A 20,961-nucleotide genomic window follows, 5' to 3' on the forward strand; every position below is an offset into this window, starting at 1 on the left:
AGAATCCTGACGCCAAATGGAACACTATTACTGGCTTGTGAAGCGAGTAAGTTGAACATTTATTTGCCCGATTTAATCGAAGAGACCTGTTTCAATCACTTTTTGTCTGAGTCAAATCTGGTCATTGAAACTATTTCTTCTTCAGCTGGTTTCATCCGCTATGAAATTCGCAAATCTACATCATCGTATCCAACTGTTTTTTAGAACCACAAAATACTTGCCAGCGGGAGATTTGTTCACCGGCAACGATAACTTTCCAAGCCGCCGGAAATTCCCAATATCTGTCAGGATTACCAAGATAGGAACCACTAGCTTTACCTAAAATGACAGTAAAATGATCGCCTTTTCCGCTTATTCACTAATCTCAATCTGATAATCTGGAAACCAAGCAAAGTAACCCGGCCAACCAGTGATCATCGCTTCTTTGGTTTCAATTCCACCATAGGTATCAATAAATTGAAAATCTTCGGCCATCAGTTCAATAATTTGGGGAATATTTTGTTGGTTGGTCGCTTCAACAAAGGCCCAAATAACTTCACGGTGCATGTACCGTTCCTCCCACAACTTTTTCTTCTATCATGATACACGCCGAAACAGCACGAAAGTTTCCTCTCGTGCTGTAGGCTGATTATTCTTTTAATCCAGATTGATACAACTCGTAAAAATGATTTGTAGGTCCATGACCATTACCCAATGGCAATGAATGGCGAATGGCAGTCGTCACATAGTCTTTAGCTTTGGCAACCGCTTGATCTATATCGTTTCCTAAAGCTAGCTGTGAGGCGATGGCCGAAGAGAAGGTGCAGCCAGTACCGTGAGTATTTTTGGTATCGATTCGTTCGCTAGTGTATTCAGAAAAATCTTTGCCATCATACAACACATCAGTCGCTTTTCCAACTTTATGCCCACCTTTAACTAAAGTTGCAGCTCCGCATAGTTCGTAAATTTTTACCGCAGCAGCTTTCATATCCTCTAATGACTGAATCACCAGCCCACTAATTTTTTCTGCTTCCGGTACATTTGGGGTAATTAAGCTTGCCAGCGGCAAAACTTCTTCAATCAGGATATCGATCGAAGTGGGATCCATCAAAGCGCAGCCGTTTTTAGCATACATCACCGGATCTAACACGATTTTTTCCGGTTGCCATTTTTTCAAGCTTTCGGCAACGGCCCGCATCGTTTCCACCGTAGAAAGCATCCCAATCTTCACCGCATCGGGTTTAATGTCTTCAAACACGGCGTCGACTTGTTCCTGAATAATTTTCGGTGTCATATCCTGATAAGAAATCACTCGCACAGTATTTTCAGCCACCACTGAAGTAACCACCGACATACCAAAAAGGCCATGAGCCGAAAAGGTTTTCAAATCGGCTTGAATTCCTGCACCGCCACTGCAATCAGAGCCGGCAATCGTTAATGCTTTTTTCATCAAGTAAACTCCTCCTCTTTTATACGAAAAAAGGACATCCTCAAAAGTTTAGAGGACGCCCATCCATTTTATGCTAGACTTGCTTCCCTCCGACGGTGTTAACCAACAGGTTCTAAGGGTCAGGTTTTACCTTCTCAACGCTAAGCGTCCCCCCGCAAAAAATATTCAATTAATCGTCAAAGCGACACAAAGTGCAGCCTATTTAAAGAATATACCAAAAAGACTAGTGGAACAAGTCTTTATTTGCCGATTTCATCAGAAGTGGAAATGATTTTGCCGACAATGCCATAGTCTTTTGCCTCATCTACCGACATCCAGAAGTTACGATCAGTATCTTGTTCGACTTTTTCCACAGTTTGACCAGTTGCTTCAGCAATCAATTGGTTGATGCGTTTTCTCATACGGATAATTTCTTTTGCTTCAATTTGAATTTCCGTAGTTTGACCACTCACACCACCAGCTGGTTGGTGAATCATGTAACGGGTGTTCGGCAGGCTATAACGGTTCTCTTTTTCGGCTGCTAAGAAAATCGTGATCCCCGCACTTGCAACCCAACCGGTTCCGATCATATTTACAGTAGGTTTGATGAATTTGATGACATCATGAATGGTATCACCCGATTCCACATGGCCGCCAGGGCTATTCACGTAAATAGTTATAGGATCGTCATTCAAAGCTGATAACAGTAATAATTGTGAAGTAACATCTTTGGCTAGTTCTTGCGTAATTTCTCCATAAATTAAAACCGTCCGTTGCTCCAACATTTTTTTTCGGTAAATATCAGGAATTTCATTGGTTTTCTTTTCGTTTTCTTCGGTTTCGTCTAAGTAAAACATACAGACACCCGCTTTCTTTGATTTATCTACAATTATAACACAAGTTATAAAAAAGGCTTCTCCAAATCGCTTGAAACCTAGGAAAATCAGCCTTTGAGCGTATTTATCGCCTGATAAAATAAATCGTGGTAGAGTGGATTTATGCAAAGGAGGGAAGAAATTATGATGAACATTTTGAAAGACTTTCGTTTTTGGTTGTGTACAGTCGGTATTACACTATTAGGTATGCTTTCGGGGCTTTCTGCAGGAAATGCCCAAAGCTATTACCAACAATTAGAATTGCCATCATTTGCTCCTCCAGGTTGGTTGTTTGGCCCGGTCTGGACGATTTTATACATCTTGATGGGGATTACTTTTTATCTGATTTGGACACATCCAGTAAGAGAAGAACGCCGTACCATGATTCCGTTGTTCGTAGTGCAATTCATTTTGAACTTTATTTGGTCGCCGCTATTTTTCGGCCTACAAAGCAACTTACTTTCAGTGATTGATATAACCGCTCTTTGGATCTTATTAATCATCCAGCAATTGTACTACCTGCGTCACAAACCTTTAGCCATGTGGCTTATGGGCCCTTACTTTTTATGGGTAACCTTCGCCATGGCGTTAAACTATGGAATCATCATTTTGAATTAAGCGTCTAAAAAGCAAAAACCCTGACAGATTCTGTCAGGGTTTTTTGGTACAATAAATGTAGGTGATCGCTCATGACAACAAATAGAACCATCCAATTACTTTTTTATCTATTAAGACATCGCAAAACCACGGCTGTTCACTTAGCCGATGAGTTTGGAGTGTCTTTGCGAACGATTTATCGTGACCTAGATCAACTAAGTCAAGCGGGAATTCCCATCTATACCACCACTGGACGAAATGGCGGCATTTCTTTAATGGAAGATTTCCTGCTGGACCGTACATTTTTTACTCAACAAGAACAAACAGAATTGATGATGGCGCTAAGCAGTCTGGCAGCGACTGGATTTGCGGAAACTCAGGCTGTTCAGGAAAAGCTGGCTAGTTTGCGCAAAGAAGACTCGGCTGATCCTCTATGGGTGAATTTCACTCGTTGGGGAGCGGATCAAACGCAAGCCAGTACCGCCTTTAAGCAGCTCAAACAAACAATTTTGAATCAACAAGCGTTGAAAATCTACTATATTAATGGTAAGGGAAAAGAAAGCTGGCGCACCATTGAGCCCTTGAAATTGGTTTTTCAGCAAAATCAGTGGTATTTGTTTGGTTATTGTCGAAATAAGTCCGATCTGCGGCTGTTTCGTCTGTCCCGCATTTTAAGTTTCCATGTACTTAACGAAACATTTGAACGGGTTGCTTCTATAGAAGAGTACTTTTCTCAGGTGAATCACAGCTTTGGTGAGAAGGCATCAGTAGAATTGTTGACTGATCAAACCTGCAAACATCGATTAGTTGATATTTTTGGAGCCGAAGTTGTCAAACAAATAGGAGATCAGGTTCAAGTAAGTGTGCAATTACCAATCGATGACTGGCTAGTTTCCTTTTGTCTTTCCCTAGGTTCTGCTTTAAAAGAAATAAAACCAAGAAAATTGCAGGACCAAGTAGCCACAGCTCACCTGCAAGCTTACCAACAAATAAGTAGGAGGAATTAAAATGGATCGACTAAAAAACTTTGTTGAGAAATATTACCGTGAGGAAGCATCCCAGATACTTGGTTATTTTCCTACACAGACTATTGACCCTCGAATGATCAGGGCAGTTATGATCAATGAAGTAGCTGCCAAAAAACCGATAGAAGATTTTTACAGTCTAGAAGAAAAGTCAGAGTATGTGCAGTCAGCAGTCGCAATCTTTCAACAGGCGGAGGTAAAGGTCCAAACGATTGATGACATTTTAAATTTAGGAATTTACATTACTAATGCAATAAAGCTCCCAAAAACTGCTAGTACGATTTCGAATGAACGCATTGAGTATTTTCTCCCGATATTGAAAACCGAATTAGAGTTGTTTCCTAATGTTAAAGTGATCATGCTAATGGGGGATGTGGCACGAAAATCTTTTAATATGATTGCGAAAGCTAATACTAAGAAGAATGCTTTACCCAGCGGTTCAACTTACAAGCTCCGACATAAAGAATGGTATTATCAAGGAATTCGTATTTTACCAGCCTACATCTTGACTGGAAAAAATTTGAAGATTGAAAGATCGAAAAGCATCATGTCTGCTGAAGAAGTTAGAAAGATGCTTGAAATTATTCATTCTTGATAAAAAAGGTTGTGGCCGAAGTACTTTTTTCCGAAAGAACTGCTTCAGTTCTCCCGATTATGTACTTTATTTTGCCGTTAATACTCGTTATTTTGATAAAGCTAATCGTTAAAAATTGATAAAAGCATCCGGAATTAAAACACAAGAGTTAAGTCTTGATTTTCCGGAAAGTTTATAAAAAAACAATATATTGAAAAAAACAGAATTATGATAAATGCTCAATCAATCTTTTCTATTAGCTTATAATTTATGCGAGTAGCTTAATAAAACCCTTCGTAGCAAGGTTAAATAATAAAATAATGATATATTCATTGTTTTTTTAAAACAGCAATTTTCCATAAAAAGACCGGACCCCTTATGATTAAAGTACAAGGAAGGAAACCTTGGAAATTAATAGGAGGGGTTTAAAATGACCATCCCAAAACTAATAACCGTTATTGCAGCTGTGACTTCTTTAACGTTATTCGGAAATCTGATTATGTTACCAAAAGCTTTTACGCAAGAGGCACAAACGAACATCGCGACTACGATTACGGACAATGAAGAATATGAAAATAAAGCAGCACTTTCATCTGAAATCAATGAGACGAGCTCGTCATCTGAAGAAAACCAACAAGCCGAGGAAGTTTCGCCAACGAATGAGGTCACCAATGAAAGTACAAGTGAAAGTACAGACCCTGACAGCACTTCACCTGTAGAAGAAGCAACTATTGCAGAAGCTGCGGTGGTTGAAGAACCGGAACCAGTGATAGAATCAACAATCGTTGAGCCTATAGTAGAGCAGGCGCCAGTAGCTGAACCGGTACCTCAATGGCAGCCAAACATGCTTCAAATAGCTGGATCATACATTCCATACAGCAATGCTGGACAAGGTTCAGGTCAGGCAGTGATCGATGCAAATCACGGTGCTGCAGCAACTTGGGGCGGATCGCCTGTTCAGTCTGGAGCAGATGGAATGAACACACACATTATCGGTCACAATCCTGGTGCCTTCAACGCACTCTTCTCGTTAGGAATAGGATCGGTAATTGAGGTGTCTGATGCATCTGGACAAATTACAGCTTATACGGTTCAAAACATCGTAACAGTCGATGATAGTGCCTATGGATTAGATGGTGCTGACTACTGGGATCAAATTACTGGTACTGGTGGTGGAGAACGGATTACGTTACAAACATGTATCAATGACTTTCAAAACTTAATTGTCTTTGCGGCATAAATGAATGAGCGCCTAACCTTCGTGGTTAGGCGCTCATTTTTAATTTAAAACTTTTAGCGAGGGTATATACGGATAAGAATAGATTTGTTTGGCACGTTTTAGGTAAGAGTAACCAATATCTCGAATAAAATCTAAGGAAGATTTTTGCTGGATTTGAGCAATATAATTTTCTAACGTGTCACAATCAGATGCCGAAATAAAATTATTAACGATTAAGCAATTATCTTTTTGATAGTTTTCGATGGGATTGTTGCTAATGACTAGATCGTAATCCTCCAGTATTTCAAAATCCTCCGGGCTTGAAAATAGTACGGTAGACTCATAGACATCAAGCTTCAATTTTTCGCCATATTGGGCATATAAGAAATCACGCATCATTTCAGCATGCTTTGTTCCAAGATTACTAACAAGAATTATAGAAACCTGTTTTCGCATTTTCTCTAGCTGGATTGGCAAGCGACTCCATTCCTTCATTAAAAGAGCAACAATATCGTACAGACGAACGTTGATCCATAAAGTAGGATTTCTTTTATCAATATCTTCTAAGTATAAAGTGACTAGTGTGGAGAAAACGGGATACATATGATGTACCTCATGGGCAAACTTCCGTTGTTTATCATATAGAATAATTCGTTTAAATGGATAGAAGTTGTATTGGACATACCAAGACATCATTTGCTGGATAATCTTGTTTCGGTCCTCCTCTAATAAAGAAAATTCAACGGCTTTAGTCAGCTTATCTAAAAAATTATTTACCTTTTTATGAATGCGAATAACTTGCTGCTCGTTATCCCAGCTATAAAATTCATGGAAAACAGTTCGAGCAACTTCTTTATACCATTTGTCTGATAAGGAGTGAGGAGTGTCTTCCAACAAACTCTCAACAATCTCTTCACTGTATTCGATCACTTTATCAATCGTATCATCATTCTCGTTATAAACGGTTTCAGGCAAAGTAAAGCCTTGGCTCATGCGAATCAAGGTCACCATTAATAAAAATGAGGCATCTTGAATTTCTCGGTCATCCAAGGAAACATCAAAATCAGTAGATGCTCGCATGATATAGCAAAAAGTTTTCTGTTGATCAATGTCAAATGGCCAGTCATTGACACCATAAGCCTCGGTATAATACTGCTGGTAAAAAAAACGAACCCAGCGTTCATCTGGTGCGGTAATTCGAAACGGTCCGCGTTCTAACGTCAGTCCTCGCTTTTCAAGAAAGTCTTCGACCGCATTCACCATTCTATAAAACGAGGCTTCACTCATAAACAACTCATTAATCCAATAATCTGCATCCTCATTAGGCGTGTGCAGCAACTTTTCAATAAATTGGAATTCATCACATTCCTGAAAAATGGTACTGTAAACATTAGCCATTTTGTTAGAGGCTAAATTATTCAAGCGGACGCCTTGAAATTTTGAATACTCAACGTAGACAAATTCACCCCAAAAGTCATTTATGTAATCAATATCGCTCAGCAACGTTTTGGTAGAACAGTCCAAAAATTTCGTCACGTCTTTAGTCGGATACCAAGTGGAAAAATTGTCCAAAAATTCCAATAGGGTAATCTTTCGATAGATAGCAGTACTTAGCAATGCTTTCATAGGCTTTTCCTTTCTTGAAGAGAAAGTTCTTCATTTACATTTTACCTTTTTTTAATCTTGATTTCATCAAAACGCATCATAAAAAATGAGAAAAACCATAGTTTCTGAATGATTGTTTAGTAAAGTAAGATTTATAAAAAATAGACATAAAATCCAAACTGATCGATGCTTAGTTTCTACTTGTTACATAATTTTATCTACAAAATATATATATGACAAGTTTTTTGGAAAACAGTGTTCTAAAGTTGAAGATTCAACGTTTTTTAAGTTACTTCCTGCTATATTTGTCATAGTATTATATGAATAAGAATTCACATAAAATATAGAGGTCATTTGAATGAATTTGGTGGAATGACTTATTAGGTAGATAATGGATAAGAATATTGAAGACACTCGGATATTTGGATATATAGTGGGACTAAAATAAAAAGAACAAACGAGGGGCTGCTCATATGCGCCTCGTTTGTTCTTTTTAACAAATTAAAATAGCAAAGTCTCCATTAAGTGGATTTCTTTTTTGTTCTTAGCTTTTCTAATGTACATAAAGGTTGATAAAGCTCTGCGTAAATGGGCTCCAAGTCTTCGGTAACGTCCCTCAATACGCTTGCCCTGGGTTCATCAATATCTGGTTCAACACAATAAAATTTGGTGCGCAGTTTTGTTGAAAAGAGATCTAAAGCTTCCACGAAGTAAGGACTGTGGGAGGTAATGAGAATCTTTAGGGAATAGGATTTATTAAGTTCGACTAACAATTCAGCAAGTTTTAGCTGCCACAGTGGATGTAAATGAGTTTCTGGTTCATCAAGAATTAAAATTTCGCTGTTTGCGAGTAGGCCATTTTGGATCAAAATTTGTAAGATGGCAAAAGTTTTCATTCCCGATGACAAGGCACTAAAAGGAATTCCGCTAGGGAAATCTTTACTGAAGTAATAATAGCCAGAGCGTTTGCGAATCACTTCGCCGTCTAATATATCAGCTAAAAGATTTGTGATCCGTTTGTTATGAACGGATCGTGAAGCTTCTCTTTGTTTAATTTGTTCGATCAGTCGTTGGCGATAAGTGGACTCATGATCACGTTTCATTTTTGACGAAGGGGGACCACCATAGACTTGACTACTGCCAGTCATAGGCAAATTATCTAATAAAAAAGGGTCATCCAAATAGATTGCCTTTTTATACTCTTTGTTTAAGTCAATGGTGTAGTTTGCTTTGTCTAGTTGGTTATGTGCAAAGTTTAGTTGAACAAAATCTTTTTCGTCTTCTTTAAAAGTAATACTAGCTGACTCAGTTAATGAAAACTTGGAAATGAAAGAGGCAGGAAATTCTAAGTATAATAGACGTTCAAACAACTCCACAAAAGCCGAGTGATTTGTGGTAGTTTGTTTCTGCAACTGAGCAATATTTTCGATAATTGCGGAAATTGTTCTACGGTTAGGATAGTTTGGGTCTAATGACATCTCTTGTTGAATATTCGCTAAAAGCCTGTTTATATTTTCACCCAAATGTGCGTTCTGAATGAGCGTATTTTTCTGAGAAGATTGATCAGCACGCTTATGCTGGAAAAGTGCAGATTGCAACTCTTTATATAATATTCTTACTTCAGATGCACGTATCCCGTCAACCCACCGTTTTAAATTTTCTAACTCCTCAAGAATTGTCGTATATTTTAAAGCAATTAAGTAATTATTTTGGTAAAGGTTGATGGTAGCATAAATCGCATGCACCAATTTAGCTATGGCACTCTTTCCCGAGTTATTTTGACCAGTTATAACAGTGATGTCATTTATTTCAATGGAAGCTTTCTTCATTTTGGCAATATCGTTAATTTCAAGCAACATAGTCATTCACCCCACATTTATAATCGTTGCTTTAAGTATACACTAAAAAGCAACTTGAGTAGATGTGAAATGTTCACTTGTGAGAAACGAGGGCGTAGTGAAAAAAATAGTTGAAATCTTAAAAAAAGCTTGACTTTTGCGTTTAGTAAACACTATAAAGTAAACAAGTTAAAGAAAACGGTTTAGTGTTTACTAAACGATACAGGAGGAAATTAAAATGAGTGAACAATTAATTACGGTCGAAAAAGAAACGGGTGTCTTCCATTTACACAACAATGAAATCTCTTACATTCTGCAAGTAGAAGATGAGAAGGTTTTGAGTCATATCTATTTTGGGAAAAAAATTAGTCAATATAGCAACCATAAACAATACCTTCGTCGTGATCGAGGTTTTTCTGGAAATGTTCCAGGGCAAGATTTAAGGGAGTACTCGAAAGACACGTTACCGCAAGAATTTTCGAGTCACGGTTCAATGGACTATCGTATTCCTGCCTCAATGATTAAAAGAGAAAATGGTTCGAACCTCCATGACTTCCGTTATGATTCATATGAAGTGGTAGAGGGCAAGCCAGTATTGAAGGGGCTTCCAGCAGCATATATTGAAGATGAGGGAGAAGCTAGTACGTTAGTAGTAACGTTAAAAGACCGTGATCAAGACATCTACCTTGATTTATTTTATACCGTTTATCGTGATCGGGCAGTAATTGCTCGTTCAACTAAAATACGCAACCAAACAGGTGAAACAATCTTGGTAGAAAAAATTGCTTCAATGCAGTTGGATTTAACCAATTCAAATCGCTTTACAGATGTTCTTTCACTTCCAGGAGCACATGTAAGAGAAAGACAAGTAGCGCGAGAAACCTTAACCAATGGAACAAAAGTTTTCGAAAGTCGTCGAGGGGCTTCCAGTCACCACATGAATAGCTTTATCGCTTTAATGGGCGCAGATGCTAATGAATTCACGGGTGAAGTAGTAGGTATGCAATTTGTTTATTCTGGTAACCATCGCTTTGAAATCGAAAAAGATCAGATTGACCAATTGCGTGTTCTCGTTGGGATTAATCCTTACAATTTTTCTTGGGAATTGACTGATGGCGAAGATTTCCAAACACCAGAAGTTTTGATGGTTTACTCAAATCAAGGATTGAATCAAATGAGCGATACCTATCATCGCCTGTTAAGAGAACGAGTAGCACGGGGGGAACATCGCGATCGTGAACGGCCAATATTAGTTAACAACTGGGAAGCAACTTATTTTGATTTTACGAGCAAAAAAATTGAGCGTATTGTCGACGAAGCAGCTGATCTTGGAATTGAAATGTTTGTACTAGATGATGGCTGGTTCGGTGCTCGGACTTCTGATGATTCATCTCTGGGCGATTGGTTTGAATTTGAAGGAAAATTAGCAAATGGGTTAAAAGGAATCGCTGATTATGTTCACAGTAAAGGACTGAAATTCGGCTTGTGGTTTGAGCCTGAGATGATTTCGGTTGATTCTAAATTATATCGGGAACACCCTGATTATTTGATGCAAGAACCAGGACGGACACCGTCTTCTTCACGTGACCAGCATCTATTGGATATGGGCCGCAAAGAAGTACGTGAGAATATTCAGCAACAAATCGAAAGCATTTTAGATGAAGTACCGATTGACTACATTAAATGGGATATGAACCGTAGTATGTCTGACGCTTACTCCATTGCTTTGACACCAGAAAATCAAGGAGAAACAGCGCACCGTTATATGCTAGGTGTTTACGAATTATTAGAAAATCTAACGACTAAATATAGCAATATTTTGTGGGAAGGTTGCTCAGGCGGCGGTGGACGCTTTGATGCAGGCTACTTGTATTACATGCCTCAATCTTGGGCAAGCGACAACACAGATGCAGTGGAACGATTGAAAATTCAATATGGTACAAGTATCGCTTATCCAACTTCTAGTATTACAGCGCATGTATCAGCCGTACCGAATCACCAAACAGGTCGAGTAACATCGTTAAAAACGCGTGGAGACGTAGCGATGTGTGGCGTATTTGGTTACGAACTAGATTTAACTTTATTAAGGGAAGAGGAAAAAGCTGAAATCAAAGAACAAATTACTTTTTATCAGGAAGTTCGCTCTCTCGTACAATTTGGTACCTTTATCCGACTGCAAAGTCCTTTTGAAGGCAACACGGCCGCTTGGATGTTTGTTAATGAAGAAAAATCTGAAGCGATGGTCTTCATTACACGTGTATTAGGCGAAGCACAACCATTGTTCCATGAGGTACGATTAGCTGGATTAACGCCAGATACTATTTACAAAAACATGGAAACCGACGAAACTTATGCTGGAGACGAATTGATGAACTTAGGTGTGTACTTCCCTGATTTCTATGGCGACTTTCAAACGAAACTGATTCATTTGAAGAAACAATAAAAGGAGACGAAATAAAATGAAAAAAAATTCGATACTTACCCCGTTAGCGATTTTATCTATTTCGCTACTGTTGACAAGTGCTACAGCGATTAATGGGGCACTGCCACAAATGCGTCAAAGCCTTGGGATGACTACTACCCAAGGTGAGTTGGTGGCGACGGTTCCTGCCTTGGCGGTTGTCTTGTTTGTGGTTCTGTCTAGCTTTATTGCACAAAAAATCGGCGTGAAAAAGACGATCCAGCTAGGCTTGATTCTAGTTGGTATTGGTGGAGCCGCACCATTAGTGTTAACTAACTATCCGATCATTTTAGTCAGTCGCTTTTTGTTAGGAGCAGGCTTTGGGTTGTTTAATTCACTTGCGGTTTCAGTCATTAATTTGTTGTATCGAGAGGTTCCCAATAAACGTGCGACCTTACTAGGCTACCGAGGTGCTGCTGAAAATATAGGTAGTGCAGCGATGACTTTATTGGCAGGTGCTTTACTAGCGTTCGGCTGGAAATTTTCATTTGGCGTGTATCTGTTGGCTTTTCCGATTTTAGTTTTGTTTACAATCGCAGTGCCAGAAATTAAGCAAGCGCAAGAAGAGAATACGAATCAATCTAATGATACGAAAGCACAGGTTCGTCCTCAAGTTTATTTATTAGCAATCTTCGCTTCTTTTTTAGTGATGACTTTCATGGCAATCGGGGTTCGTTTCCCTGCAATGGTAGTAACGATGCGGGGAGCTGGTTACAATGCCTCTAATTTCTTAGCAGTAATGCCGATTATTGGGATCGTAACTGGGGCAGCTTTTGGCTATGTTAATCGTTTGTTAGGCAGAAAATGCTTGTATCTTGGTTTAGCACTATTAGCGTTTGCGACCCTATTAATTGGTCGTTCAGAAAATAATTTCAGCCTATTATTGATCGGTTACTTTATCAGTGGCATACCTGGCAGCTTGATTTTCCCATTTATTTACAATTCGTTAAACAACTATGCTTCTGCTAGCAAGATGAATTTTGCGACATCAGTTATTTTGATTGGTTGTAACTTAGGGAACTTTATCGCACCGTTTGGCCTCAGCCTATTACAAAAAATTGCTGGTTCGGATAACTTGTTTATCCCGTTTCAGCTGCTGTTTGGTGTCATAGTTATTATGTTAGCGGCAATCGTGGTGAAACAAACCAACTTTTTTCGAAAAAAAACGTTAAAAACTACACAAAGTACGTCAAATAATAACTGACCTTTGACAACTTGCGATGCCTGTATTATTGTTAATGAAAGAGAATGCATTGTAATCTGAAAGAAACATACTAATATACGGCTAGAAAAACAGAGGATGTTTGAAAAATCGACATTAATGAAGAAGGAGAATTATGGTAGGAATTCGTGATGTTGCACGGCGGGCGAATGTTAGTCCAGGCACCGTATCCCGCTTATTGAATAATGATAAAACTTTGTCTGTTTCTGAAGCGACAAGAGAGCGTATTTTGCAAGCCGTGGAAGCGCTTGATTATGACATTCATAAACGCAAATACCAAAAAAAGAAATTACCTTCAATTGGTGTGATTGCTACCATTAGTCGTCAAAGCGAACTGGACGATCCTTACTTTAACCAATTGCGTACGGGGATTGAAGAAGAAGCGCGCAAACTACACCTTGGTTTAAATCGAGTATATAATTTATCTGAGAATGCTCGAGAGTGGAAAGATTTTGATCATTTAGGAGCGGTGATTATTGTTGGTACAGTCAAAGAAAAGTCTGTACAGGCGTTGATGAAGCAGAACAAAAACGTTGTAGTGGTCGATAACCCTGATATCACTGAAGAGGTTGATTTGGTTTATGCAGATTTCGAGCGAATGACACAAAGGATTTTGTCACTGTTTTTTGAGGCAGGACATCGTAGAATTGCCTATATCGGCGGCTATAACATTGATGTCGATGAACAGGGAAATAAAGAGTTTAATGAGAACGAGAAACGACTGCGTACGTACAAACAGTTTATGCAGGAGCATGGATTGGAAGCTGAGCTTTGCTACAAGGTAGGGGAGTGGGAACCGTTGGAAGGCAAACGAATGACTGATGAGTTGCTTGCTGAAAAGGAACCTTTCCCTACAGCTATTTTAGTCGGTAGTGATCCTTTGTCTGTGGGTGTTTATCGAGCACTGCAATCTGCCGGTAAAGAAATTGGTAAAGACGTAGTGATAGCTAGCTTTGATGATATCGAAATATCTGAGTTTCTAACCCCTAATTTAACAACGGTAAAGATCAATGCAGAAGCAATTGGTCGGGCTGCTGTTCGATTAGCTAATGAGCGTATTGAAGGGATTCGTGAGGAGCATATTGTCATGACCTTCCCATCGAAACTGGTGGTACGTGAAAGCTTTATTCCTGAAAATTAATTTAAGGAAAACAGGGGAAGAAACCAACTCCTTCGTTAGTTGCTGTGACCAGTCCAAAATGACTGGTCATTTTTGCCCTTTTGTACCACTATTACAAGTAGAATGGGGGAACCACCTATGGAAAAAGAAGAAATGAAACATGATGTTTTTGTTCCTGAACTATACTCTGAACTAAGACAGAGTATCATCAAAATGCCAAGTGTTATTCAAAAAGCTACTGGCATTCAAATTTACGGCAAGCTGATTAAAACCATCATTTATTCGATGGATGTGGCAGTTATTGCCAATAACGATGCTGATGCGATTTTAGCAGTGTATCCCTGGACACCTAACACCCGCATTTTATCAGCGATTTCTACGGTAGCTCAAGTACCGATCTTAGCTGGAATTGGCGGAGGACTTACTTCTGGAGTACGATCCTCCCGGTTGGGGACATTCGCAGAAGAACATGGTGCTTTTGGCGTAGTTCTAAACGGTCCCTGTGATTTAGACACGATTCGAACTGTGAATGAAAATGTTGATATTCCGATTATTTACACTGTGGTTAATGATAAACGTAACTTGCAGGAACTGATTGACAACGGCGTAGACATCTTTAATGTAGCCGGCGGAAAAGAAACCACGGATCTTGTTCGCTGGATTCGCAAAGACTTTCCAGAATTTCCAATTATGGCCTCCGGCGGGCGAACAGATGAACAAATTTTAGCAACAATTGATGCAGGAGCAAACGCAATTACCTATACCACTTATGGCAAAACAGAAGAATACTTCCAAGAAAAAATGGAAGAGTACCGCAAAATGTAAAATTAATAATTGGTAAAGAGCAGCTGGTTATAAGGTCCAGAGGCTCTTTCTTTCATCTTAAAATAAAAAAGGATTGGTTCGGATATACCCAGACATTATTAACTGTTATCGTTATTGTATAATGTTTTAACGCTTTTTTTGCCAAAAGACTTTTAAAAGACATATATTGTTCTAACAACTATATTTCTGATAAAAAAATTATTTATTGGTATCTATTGAATTATGTAGCAAGTAAGGAAGTAATAAGTATGCTATTTAAAACATCATTTGTTTAGGATTTAGGATAAGGCGAAAGTACGAAAGCAGATGAAGATTATTAAAAGCACCTTTAAAAAACGAAATGAATCGAAGTATTTCGAGTGCCCTTTTTATTTGATGATTTTGCCATCATAAATATTTTGGCCGGTAACCGTTTTCTTGTTATAGTGAAAGTACAGAAAGTGAGGGGAACCACATGCAAACATTCGCCAACTAAGTAGAAGCTGCATTTAGACTGTACCGTGGATTTACCAAGGGAGCAGTGTGCAGATTTTCCAACAATTGGTGAAGTGCTGTGGAAATCCTTAAGAAAGACCCAACGATCATTTTTTTGACCTTAAAGAAAGTATAAGTTTTTCGCAATTTAAATGCTTGTAACAACATTGTTAACGGTGTCCGGCATCACAAACTAACTTTGTCGGCACTAAGCTGAGCAAGTTTGCGAAGCCTTTCTTATTGTGGGGAAATTCTTACTAATAGATGGATCGATCAGCCTAACCGCCAGTTGTTGAAAATAACTGACGGTTTTTTTCGGCTTCTGGGAAGGAGCCACTGCGAGGTGTTATCCATTATGACAAATATTTCGATTAACCATCTATCTTTTGGCTACGATCAGTTAGGAACAAATCTATTTGAGGATGTTCAATTAATTATTGATGATCAGTGGAAGCTAGGACTAGTCGGCCGCAACGGTCGAGGGAAGACAACATTATTAAAGCTGCTACAAAACCAATTGCCTTTTCAAGGAGTCATTCAGCATGAGATGGATTTTGTCTATTTTCCATTTGAAGTCAGTGATCCGACACAATTAACCTATTATGCTATACAGGAGTACGGCGACCAAGAAGCTTGGCAGCTGGAGCGAGAATTGAATTTGATGAGCTGTGATCCTGAAGTTTTGTGGCGCCCTTTCGACACTCTTTCTGGCGGAGAACAAACCAAGGTGTTATTGGCGTGTCTGTTTACTGACGAGGGGCGTTTTCCGCTAATAGATGAACCAACGAATCACTTAGATCTTTTGGGTCGTCAACAGGTTGCTAAGTATTTACGGAAAAAGAAAAAAGGATATATGGTAGTTAGCCATGATCGTGACTTCCTAGATGCGACTGTGGATCATATTCTGGCGATTGAAAAAAGTCAGCTGGTTTTGTACCAAGGAAACTTTTCTACCTATGAAGAGCAGAAGGCACGGCAGGACGCCTTTGAGGAAGCTCAGAATATCAAGTTAAAAAAGGAAATTCAGCGACTGCAGAAGACTGCTCGTGAAAAGGCGGCATGGTCAGCATCACGTGAAACTGACAAACTAAATAAATCTAAGGGGTTTATTGATACAGAATATCGCCGAGTCAGCCCTGGAGCAATTGGTGCTGACGCAGCGAGAATGATGAAACGCTCAAAGGCTATTTTACAGCGGGTGGAAGGCCAAATTAGTGAAAAGGAACAATTGTTGAAAAATGTCGAAACGATCGACGGATTAACTATGTGTTGGGAACAAAGCCACCATTGCCGTGTCCTCCAAGTGGATAATTTGAGCTTATCTTATGGGGAGCGCCGACTCTTTGAGGACGTGACGTTTGAATTGAACAAGGGAGAGTGCTTAACCATTACGGGGAAAAATGGCAGTGGGAAAAGTGCTTTAATTCAATCTTTACTTGGAACGTTCACAGGTGAGAGTAGCGGTACGATTTTTTTGCCTAAAGGACTAAAAATAAGTTGTGTACGCCAACGATATGAAGATAATCAAGGAATGCTAAAAGAGTTTGCTTTACAAGAAGGGTTAAATTATCCAGTTTTCCTCAGTAATTTGCATAAATTAGGGATGGAGCGCAACGTCTTTAATAATCGGATTGAAAACATGAGTATGGGGCAGCGGAAAAAGGTGGAGCTGGCAAAGTCGCTATCACAACCAGCCAATTTATATTTTTGGGATGAACCTTTGAATTATTTAGACGTTTTCAATCAGCAGCAAATCATTCGATTAGTGCAGCAAGTTTGCCCAACCATGCTAGTGATTGAACATGACCAACATTTTGTAAAAGAAATTGGTAGTAAGAAGTTATCCCTGTGATTTACCTTTAATGAGAAATAGCAAAAAAGAAGTCAGTTTAGAGCTGGCTTCTTTTTTTGTTTCTTTAGACAGTCTAACTATCAAATCCAACTCTTCTGTGTGATAAAAAGTTACTCGCAATGTTCGGAAAAAGGGTTTTTCTAACAATTTGTGGAAGGTAATTTTTTGTTGTATTAGAGGAGAAATCCCATTATCGCAACTGATGTCAAGAAATCTAACATTACATCTCTGCGGATACTAGAATTTATGAGAGTTCAATGATAAACTCATTCTAAATTTACAGAATATTTCAAAAAAAGATTTCCAAGGAGGAACCAGATGAATTTAGTAGCACGTGAACAGGAAAAATTGATGATCGTCGTCGCCGCTGATGTTGCCCGGCGCAGAAAAGACCGAGGATTGAAGCTGAATCATCCCGAAGCAGTTGCGCTCATTACCTATGAAGTAATGGAAGGAGCCCGTGACGGTAAAAGTGTCGCTGAATTAATGTCTTATGGTGCCACAATCTTGTCTGTTGACGATGTGATGGAAGGAATTCCTGATATGATTCACGACATCCAGGTGGAAGCCACTTTCCCAGATGGCACTAAGCTAGTAACCGTTCATAATCCAATTCGTTAAAGAATCTTTAGTCGTTTAAAAATCACCCTAATAGGATGAACTAGGAGGAAATTCATGAAACCAGGAGAAATTATCGTAGGTATCGAGCCGATTCAATGCAATGTTGGTCGAGAAACCAAGGAAGTAACTGTGACTAATACAGGAGATCGTCCGGTACAAATCGGTTCCCATTATCATTTTTATGAAGTAAACAGTGCGTTGCGCTTTGATCGGGATGAAGCATATGGCTTTCGTTTGAATATTCCAGCTGGAGTTGCGGTTCGTTTTGAACCTCAAGATGAAAAGACGGTGGAGCTGGTCGCTTTGGCAGGGAAACGTGAAGTCTACGGCTTAAACGAAAAAACCAATGGCCCATTAGACAAGGAGGCAAACTAAATGAGCTTAGAAATCTCTCGCAAACAATATGCAGAACTATACGGACCAACAGTTGGCGACAAAATTCGTTTAGCTGATACTGAATTATTCGTGGAAATCGAAAAAGACTACACTACTTATGGCGATGAAGTTGTCTTCGGCGGCGGGAAAGTTATCCGTGAAGGCATGGGGATGGACCCGCTAGTAACTCGCGATGGCGGAGCGCCAGATTTGGTGATCACCAATGCCACGATTGTCGATTACAGCGGCGTAATTAAGGCTGATATAGCCATTAAGGATGGCAAAATCTTGGCAATCGGCAAAGCTGGAAATCCATTAATTATGGACAATATCGATGTTCCAATTGGTGCAGCGACTGAAATCATTGCCGGAGAAAATAAAATTATTACCGCTGGCGGAATTGATACCCATATTCACTTTATCTCCCCGCAGCAAGTAGATTCGGCTTTGCACAACGGAATTACTACTATGATCGGCGGAGGAACAGGACCTGCTGAAGGAACCAATGCTACGACAGTCACTCCTGGTGCTTGGAATTTAGAGCGGATGCTGCAGGCAGCGGATGGTTTGCCAGTCAACTTAGGTTTCCTAGGAAAAGGGCAATCGGCGATTGAAGCACCCTTGGCTGAACAAATCGAAGCAGGAGCAATTGGTCTGAAAATCCACGAAGATTGGGGTACCACTTTTTCAGCGATTCAGCATTCCTTAGAAGTTGCAGACAAATACGATGTCCAAGTAGCGATCCATACCGATACCTTGAATGAGACCGGCTTTGTGGAACGGACAATTGAAGCCTTTGGTGATCGGGTTATTCATACTTACCATACCGAAGGGGCAGGCGGCGGACACGCACCAGATATTATCAAAATTGCCGGACAACCGAATGTATTGCCTTCTTCTACCAATCCGACGATGCCATATACCGTTAACACGGTGGACGAACATTTGGATATGTTAATGGTCTGTCACCACCTAAATCCGGATATTCCAGAAGATTTAGCCTTCGCTGATTCTCGGATTCGGAAAGAAACCATAGCCGCCGAAGACGTGCTCCATGATATGGGGATTTTCAGTATGATGAGCTCGGATTCTCAAGCGATGGGTCGAGTAGGTGAAGTGGTAACCCGTACTTGGCAAACGGCCGACAAAATGAAGAAACAACGGGGACCGTTGGCAGAAGACGAGAACAACGACAATTTCCGAGTGAAACGCTATATCGCAAAATACACCATCAATCCGGCGATTACCCACGGGATTGCGGACTATGTTGGTTCAGTGGAAGTTGGGAAAATTGCCGATTTAGTCATGTGGGATCCAGCCTTTTTCGGCGTAAAACCTACTAAAATCATTAAAAACGGCATGATTGCGATTGCTCAAATGGGAGATCCTAATGCCTCCATCCCAACACCGCAACCAGTCTTTTATCGGGAAATGTTTGGCAGCATCGGGACAGCTTTAGAAAAAAGCTCATTTACCTTTGTTTCTCAGGCAGCTCAAAACAACAATGTTAAAGCAAAATACCAGCTAAAAAAAGAAACGCTGCCAGTTAAGGGAGTGCGCAAGTTGACCAAAAAAGACATGAAGTTCAATGATGCGACACCAGAAATCACTGTTGATCCGCAAACCTATGAAGTTAAAGTGGATGGTGAAATAGTTACTAGTGAAGCAGCAGAAGTTCTGCCAATGGCCCAAAAATACTTTTTATTCTAGCTCAATTATAAAAAATAGGAGAGATTTCCATGATCGTAAAAGAAATTATCGGCAACATTAACAGCTATCCAGCTGCCGAAAGTAAAACTAAAGATTGGATAGCCTTGGAAAACGAAGCCTTAGCCAAGCGTGTTCATCACTTGAACACGTCTGGCGGCGAGGTCAGCGTCCGCTTAGCTCCCGGCAAACACTTGCATGTAGGAGATATTTTGGCAGAAACTGAAGATTCGCTAGTGGTAGTGGATGTTTTACCAGAAGATGTATTGGTGATTTCGCCAGATTCCATCAATCAAATGGGGGTAATCGCTCATGAACTGGGGAATCGTCATCTGCCGGCGCAATTTATTGACGACACCATGGTGGTGCAATTCGATTATTTAATCGAAAAGTTGCTGGGAGACAAGGGAATCGCCTTTGAACGGCAACAGATCAAAATGCTCCATCCATTTCGTCATATAGGGCATAGCCATGACCACTAACCTGTTTTTATTTCAAATAAACGATTCCAATTTCCCGATTGGGTCCTTCAGTCATTCCTACGGCTTTGAAACCTATTTGCATCAGCAGCGGATTCAAACTGCTGATGCCTTTGAAGAATGGCTGCTGCAATTTCTCAATAACCAGGTTTTGACAACAGATGCGATGGCGATTTGTCGAGTCTTTGAAGCACTTGAGCGGGAAAGCTTAGCAGATGTTTTGGAAGTCAATGCTGAATTGAATGCCTTGCTCTTGCCTAGCGAAATACGCCAGGCAAACCAAAAGATGGGGCAGCAATTTTTGAATATTGGCAAAAGTCTGCTAGATCATCCGTTATTGTTAAATTACCAGGCGCAATTAAAGGAGCAGCAGTTAGCGCCTCATCCGGCCATTGTTTTTGGTTTGCTGGCTTATTGTTCAAAAGCGGAATTAGAAGAAACCTTATCCGTGTATTTATTAAACACTACCATTGCAATGGTGCAAAATGCGGTGCGGGGTGTGCCGATCGGGCAAGTAGCAGGGCAAAAAATCATTTATGCCTTGTCCCAGCAAATTCCCGAAATGACAGAAAAAGTTTGTCAGCTGCCCATTGATCACTTTGGCGCAACGGCTCCGGGAATCGAAATTGCCCAGATGCAGCATGAATTTCTGTTTGCCCGCAATTTTATGTCTTAGACAACTTT

19 protein-coding genes, 1 pseudogene and 1 riboswitch are annotated in these 20,961 nt (G+C 39.9%); of the genes and pseudogenes, 15 read left to right on the forward strand and 5 right to left on the reverse strand.

Annotated features, from left to right (window positions below; all coding sequences use genetic code 11):
- Positions 1-204, forward strand: a pseudogene (locus IGI42_RS16525) (hypothetical protein); the annotation flags it as partial.
- Between the two features lie 147 nt (positions 205-351).
- Here the strand turns inward: IGI42_RS16525 and IGI42_RS16530 are convergent.
- The 3 genes from IGI42_RS16530 to IGI42_RS16540 form a co-directional block, all read right to left on the reverse strand.
- A complete protein-coding gene (locus IGI42_RS16530) occupies positions 352-546 on the reverse strand; it encodes a nuclear transport factor 2 family protein (RefSeq protein ID WP_438717071.1) in 195 nt (64 codons plus the stop codon).
- An 82-nt stretch (positions 547-628) separates the two neighbouring features.
- Entirely contained in the window at positions 629-1,429 is an 801-nt protein-coding gene (thiD, locus tag IGI42_RS16535) for a bifunctional hydroxymethylpyrimidine kinase/phosphomethylpyrimidine kinase (RefSeq protein WP_438717072.1), read from the reverse strand.
- Positions 1,430-1,495: 66 nt separating this feature from the next.
- Positions 1,496-1,593, reverse strand: a riboswitch (TPP riboswitch).
- Positions 1,594-1,668: 75 nt separating this feature from the next.
- Positions 1,669-2,265 (reverse strand): ATP-dependent Clp protease proteolytic subunit, encoded by a 597-nt coding sequence (locus IGI42_RS16540; RefSeq protein WP_438717073.1) that lies wholly within the window; start codon positions 2,263-2,265, stop codon positions 1,669-1,671.
- Positions 2,266-2,430: 165 nt separating this feature from the next.
- Between IGI42_RS16540 and IGI42_RS16545 the strand changes: the two genes are divergently transcribed.
- The 4 genes from IGI42_RS16545 to IGI42_RS16560 all read left to right on the forward strand — a co-directional run bounded on the left by IGI42_RS16545 (position 2,431) and on the right by IGI42_RS16560 (position 5,719).
- Positions 2,431-2,901 carry a TspO/MBR family protein gene (locus IGI42_RS16545; protein ID WP_438718316.1) on the forward strand — a complete coding sequence of 157 codons (471 nt, stop codon included), beginning with the start codon at positions 2,431-2,433 and terminating at the stop codon, positions 2,899-2,901.
- A 71-nt stretch (positions 2,902-2,972) separates the two neighbouring features.
- Entirely contained in the window at positions 2,973-3,887 is a 915-nt protein-coding gene (locus IGI42_RS16550) for a helix-turn-helix transcriptional regulator (protein WP_438717074.1), read from the forward strand.
- A gap of 1 nt (position 3,888) precedes the next feature.
- Positions 3,889-4,500, forward strand: coding sequence for a uracil-DNA glycosylase (locus IGI42_RS16555; protein ID WP_438717075.1), 612 nt, complete (start codon positions 3,889-3,891; stop codon positions 4,498-4,500).
- Positions 4,501-4,909: 409 nt separating this feature from the next.
- Positions 4,910-5,719, forward strand: a complete 810-nt coding sequence (locus IGI42_RS16560; RefSeq protein WP_438717076.1) for a sortase domain-containing protein — start codon at positions 4,910-4,912, stop codon at positions 5,717-5,719.
- Between the two features lie 39 nt (positions 5,720-5,758).
- On the opposite strand, the gene IGI42_RS16565 is transcribed toward IGI42_RS16560, so the two are convergent.
- Together IGI42_RS16565 and IGI42_RS16570 are read right to left on the reverse strand one after the other, a co-directional pair.
- The gene (locus tag IGI42_RS16565) at positions 5,759-7,324 is read right to left on the reverse strand and encodes a helix-turn-helix domain-containing protein (protein ID WP_438717077.1); all 1,566 of its coding nucleotides are present in this window, start codon (positions 7,322-7,324) and stop codon (positions 5,759-5,761) included.
- 500 nt (positions 7,325-7,824) lie between these two features.
- Complete coding sequence (locus IGI42_RS16570) at positions 7,825-9,162, reverse strand: AAA family ATPase (RefSeq protein ID WP_438717078.1); 1,338 nt, start codon at positions 9,160-9,162, stop codon at positions 7,825-7,827.
- 217 nt (positions 9,163-9,379) lie between these two features.
- Here IGI42_RS16570 and IGI42_RS16575 point away from each other — a divergent pair, with 217 nt between their 5' ends.
- The 10 genes from IGI42_RS16575 (at position 9,380) to IGI42_RS16620 (ending at position 20,953) form a co-directional block, all read left to right on the forward strand.
- Positions 9,380-11,584: an alpha-galactosidase gene (locus IGI42_RS16575; protein ID WP_438717079.1), complete on the forward strand. Its 2,205-nt coding sequence runs from the start codon at positions 9,380-9,382 to the stop codon at positions 11,582-11,584.
- A 16-nt stretch (positions 11,585-11,600) separates the two neighbouring features.
- Complete coding sequence (locus IGI42_RS16580; protein WP_438717080.1) at positions 11,601-12,806, forward strand: MFS transporter; 1,206 nt, start codon at positions 11,601-11,603, stop codon at positions 12,804-12,806.
- A gap of 133 nt (positions 12,807-12,939) precedes the next feature.
- Positions 12,940-13,965, forward strand: a complete 1,026-nt coding sequence (locus IGI42_RS16585) for a LacI family DNA-binding transcriptional regulator (protein WP_438717081.1) — start codon at positions 12,940-12,942, stop codon at positions 13,963-13,965.
- A 117-nt stretch (positions 13,966-14,082) separates the two neighbouring features.
- Entirely contained in the window at positions 14,083-14,769 is a 687-nt protein-coding gene (locus tag IGI42_RS16590) for a hydrolase (RefSeq protein ID WP_438717082.1), read from the forward strand.
- An 829-nt stretch (positions 14,770-15,598) separates the two neighbouring features.
- The gene (gene abc-f / locus IGI42_RS16595; protein ID WP_438717083.1) at positions 15,599-17,095 is read left to right on the forward strand and encodes a ribosomal protection-like ABC-F family protein; all 1,497 of its coding nucleotides are present in this window, start codon (positions 15,599-15,601) and stop codon (positions 17,093-17,095) included.
- A gap of 318 nt (positions 17,096-17,413) precedes the next feature.
- A complete protein-coding gene (locus IGI42_RS16600; protein ID WP_438717084.1) occupies positions 17,414-17,716 on the forward strand; it encodes an urease subunit gamma in 303 nt (100 codons plus the stop codon).
- A gap of 54 nt (positions 17,717-17,770) precedes the next feature.
- Positions 17,771-18,091, forward strand: a complete 321-nt coding sequence (locus IGI42_RS16605; RefSeq protein ID WP_438717085.1) for an urease subunit beta — start codon at positions 17,771-17,773, stop codon at positions 18,089-18,091.
- Positions 18,092-19,801, forward strand: a complete 1,710-nt coding sequence (gene ureC, locus IGI42_RS16610) for an urease subunit alpha (RefSeq protein ID WP_438717086.1) — start codon at positions 18,092-18,094, stop codon at positions 19,799-19,801.
- 29 nt (positions 19,802-19,830) lie between these two features.
- Positions 19,831-20,280, forward strand: a complete 450-nt coding sequence (locus IGI42_RS16615) for an urease accessory protein UreE (RefSeq protein WP_438717087.1) — start codon at positions 19,831-19,833, stop codon at positions 20,278-20,280.
- Positions 20,270-20,953, forward strand: a complete 684-nt coding sequence (locus IGI42_RS16620; protein ID WP_438717088.1) for an urease accessory protein UreF — start codon at positions 20,270-20,272, stop codon at positions 20,951-20,953. The genes IGI42_RS16615 and IGI42_RS16620 overlap by 11 nt, the downstream gene beginning before the upstream one ends.
- Positions 20,954-20,961: the final 8 nt, after the last annotated feature.

The sequence above is a fragment of the Enterococcus sp. AZ109 genome (assembly GCF_051714625.1).
Classification (GTDB): Bacteria; Bacillota; Bacilli; order Lactobacillales; family Enterococcaceae; genus Enterococcus_A.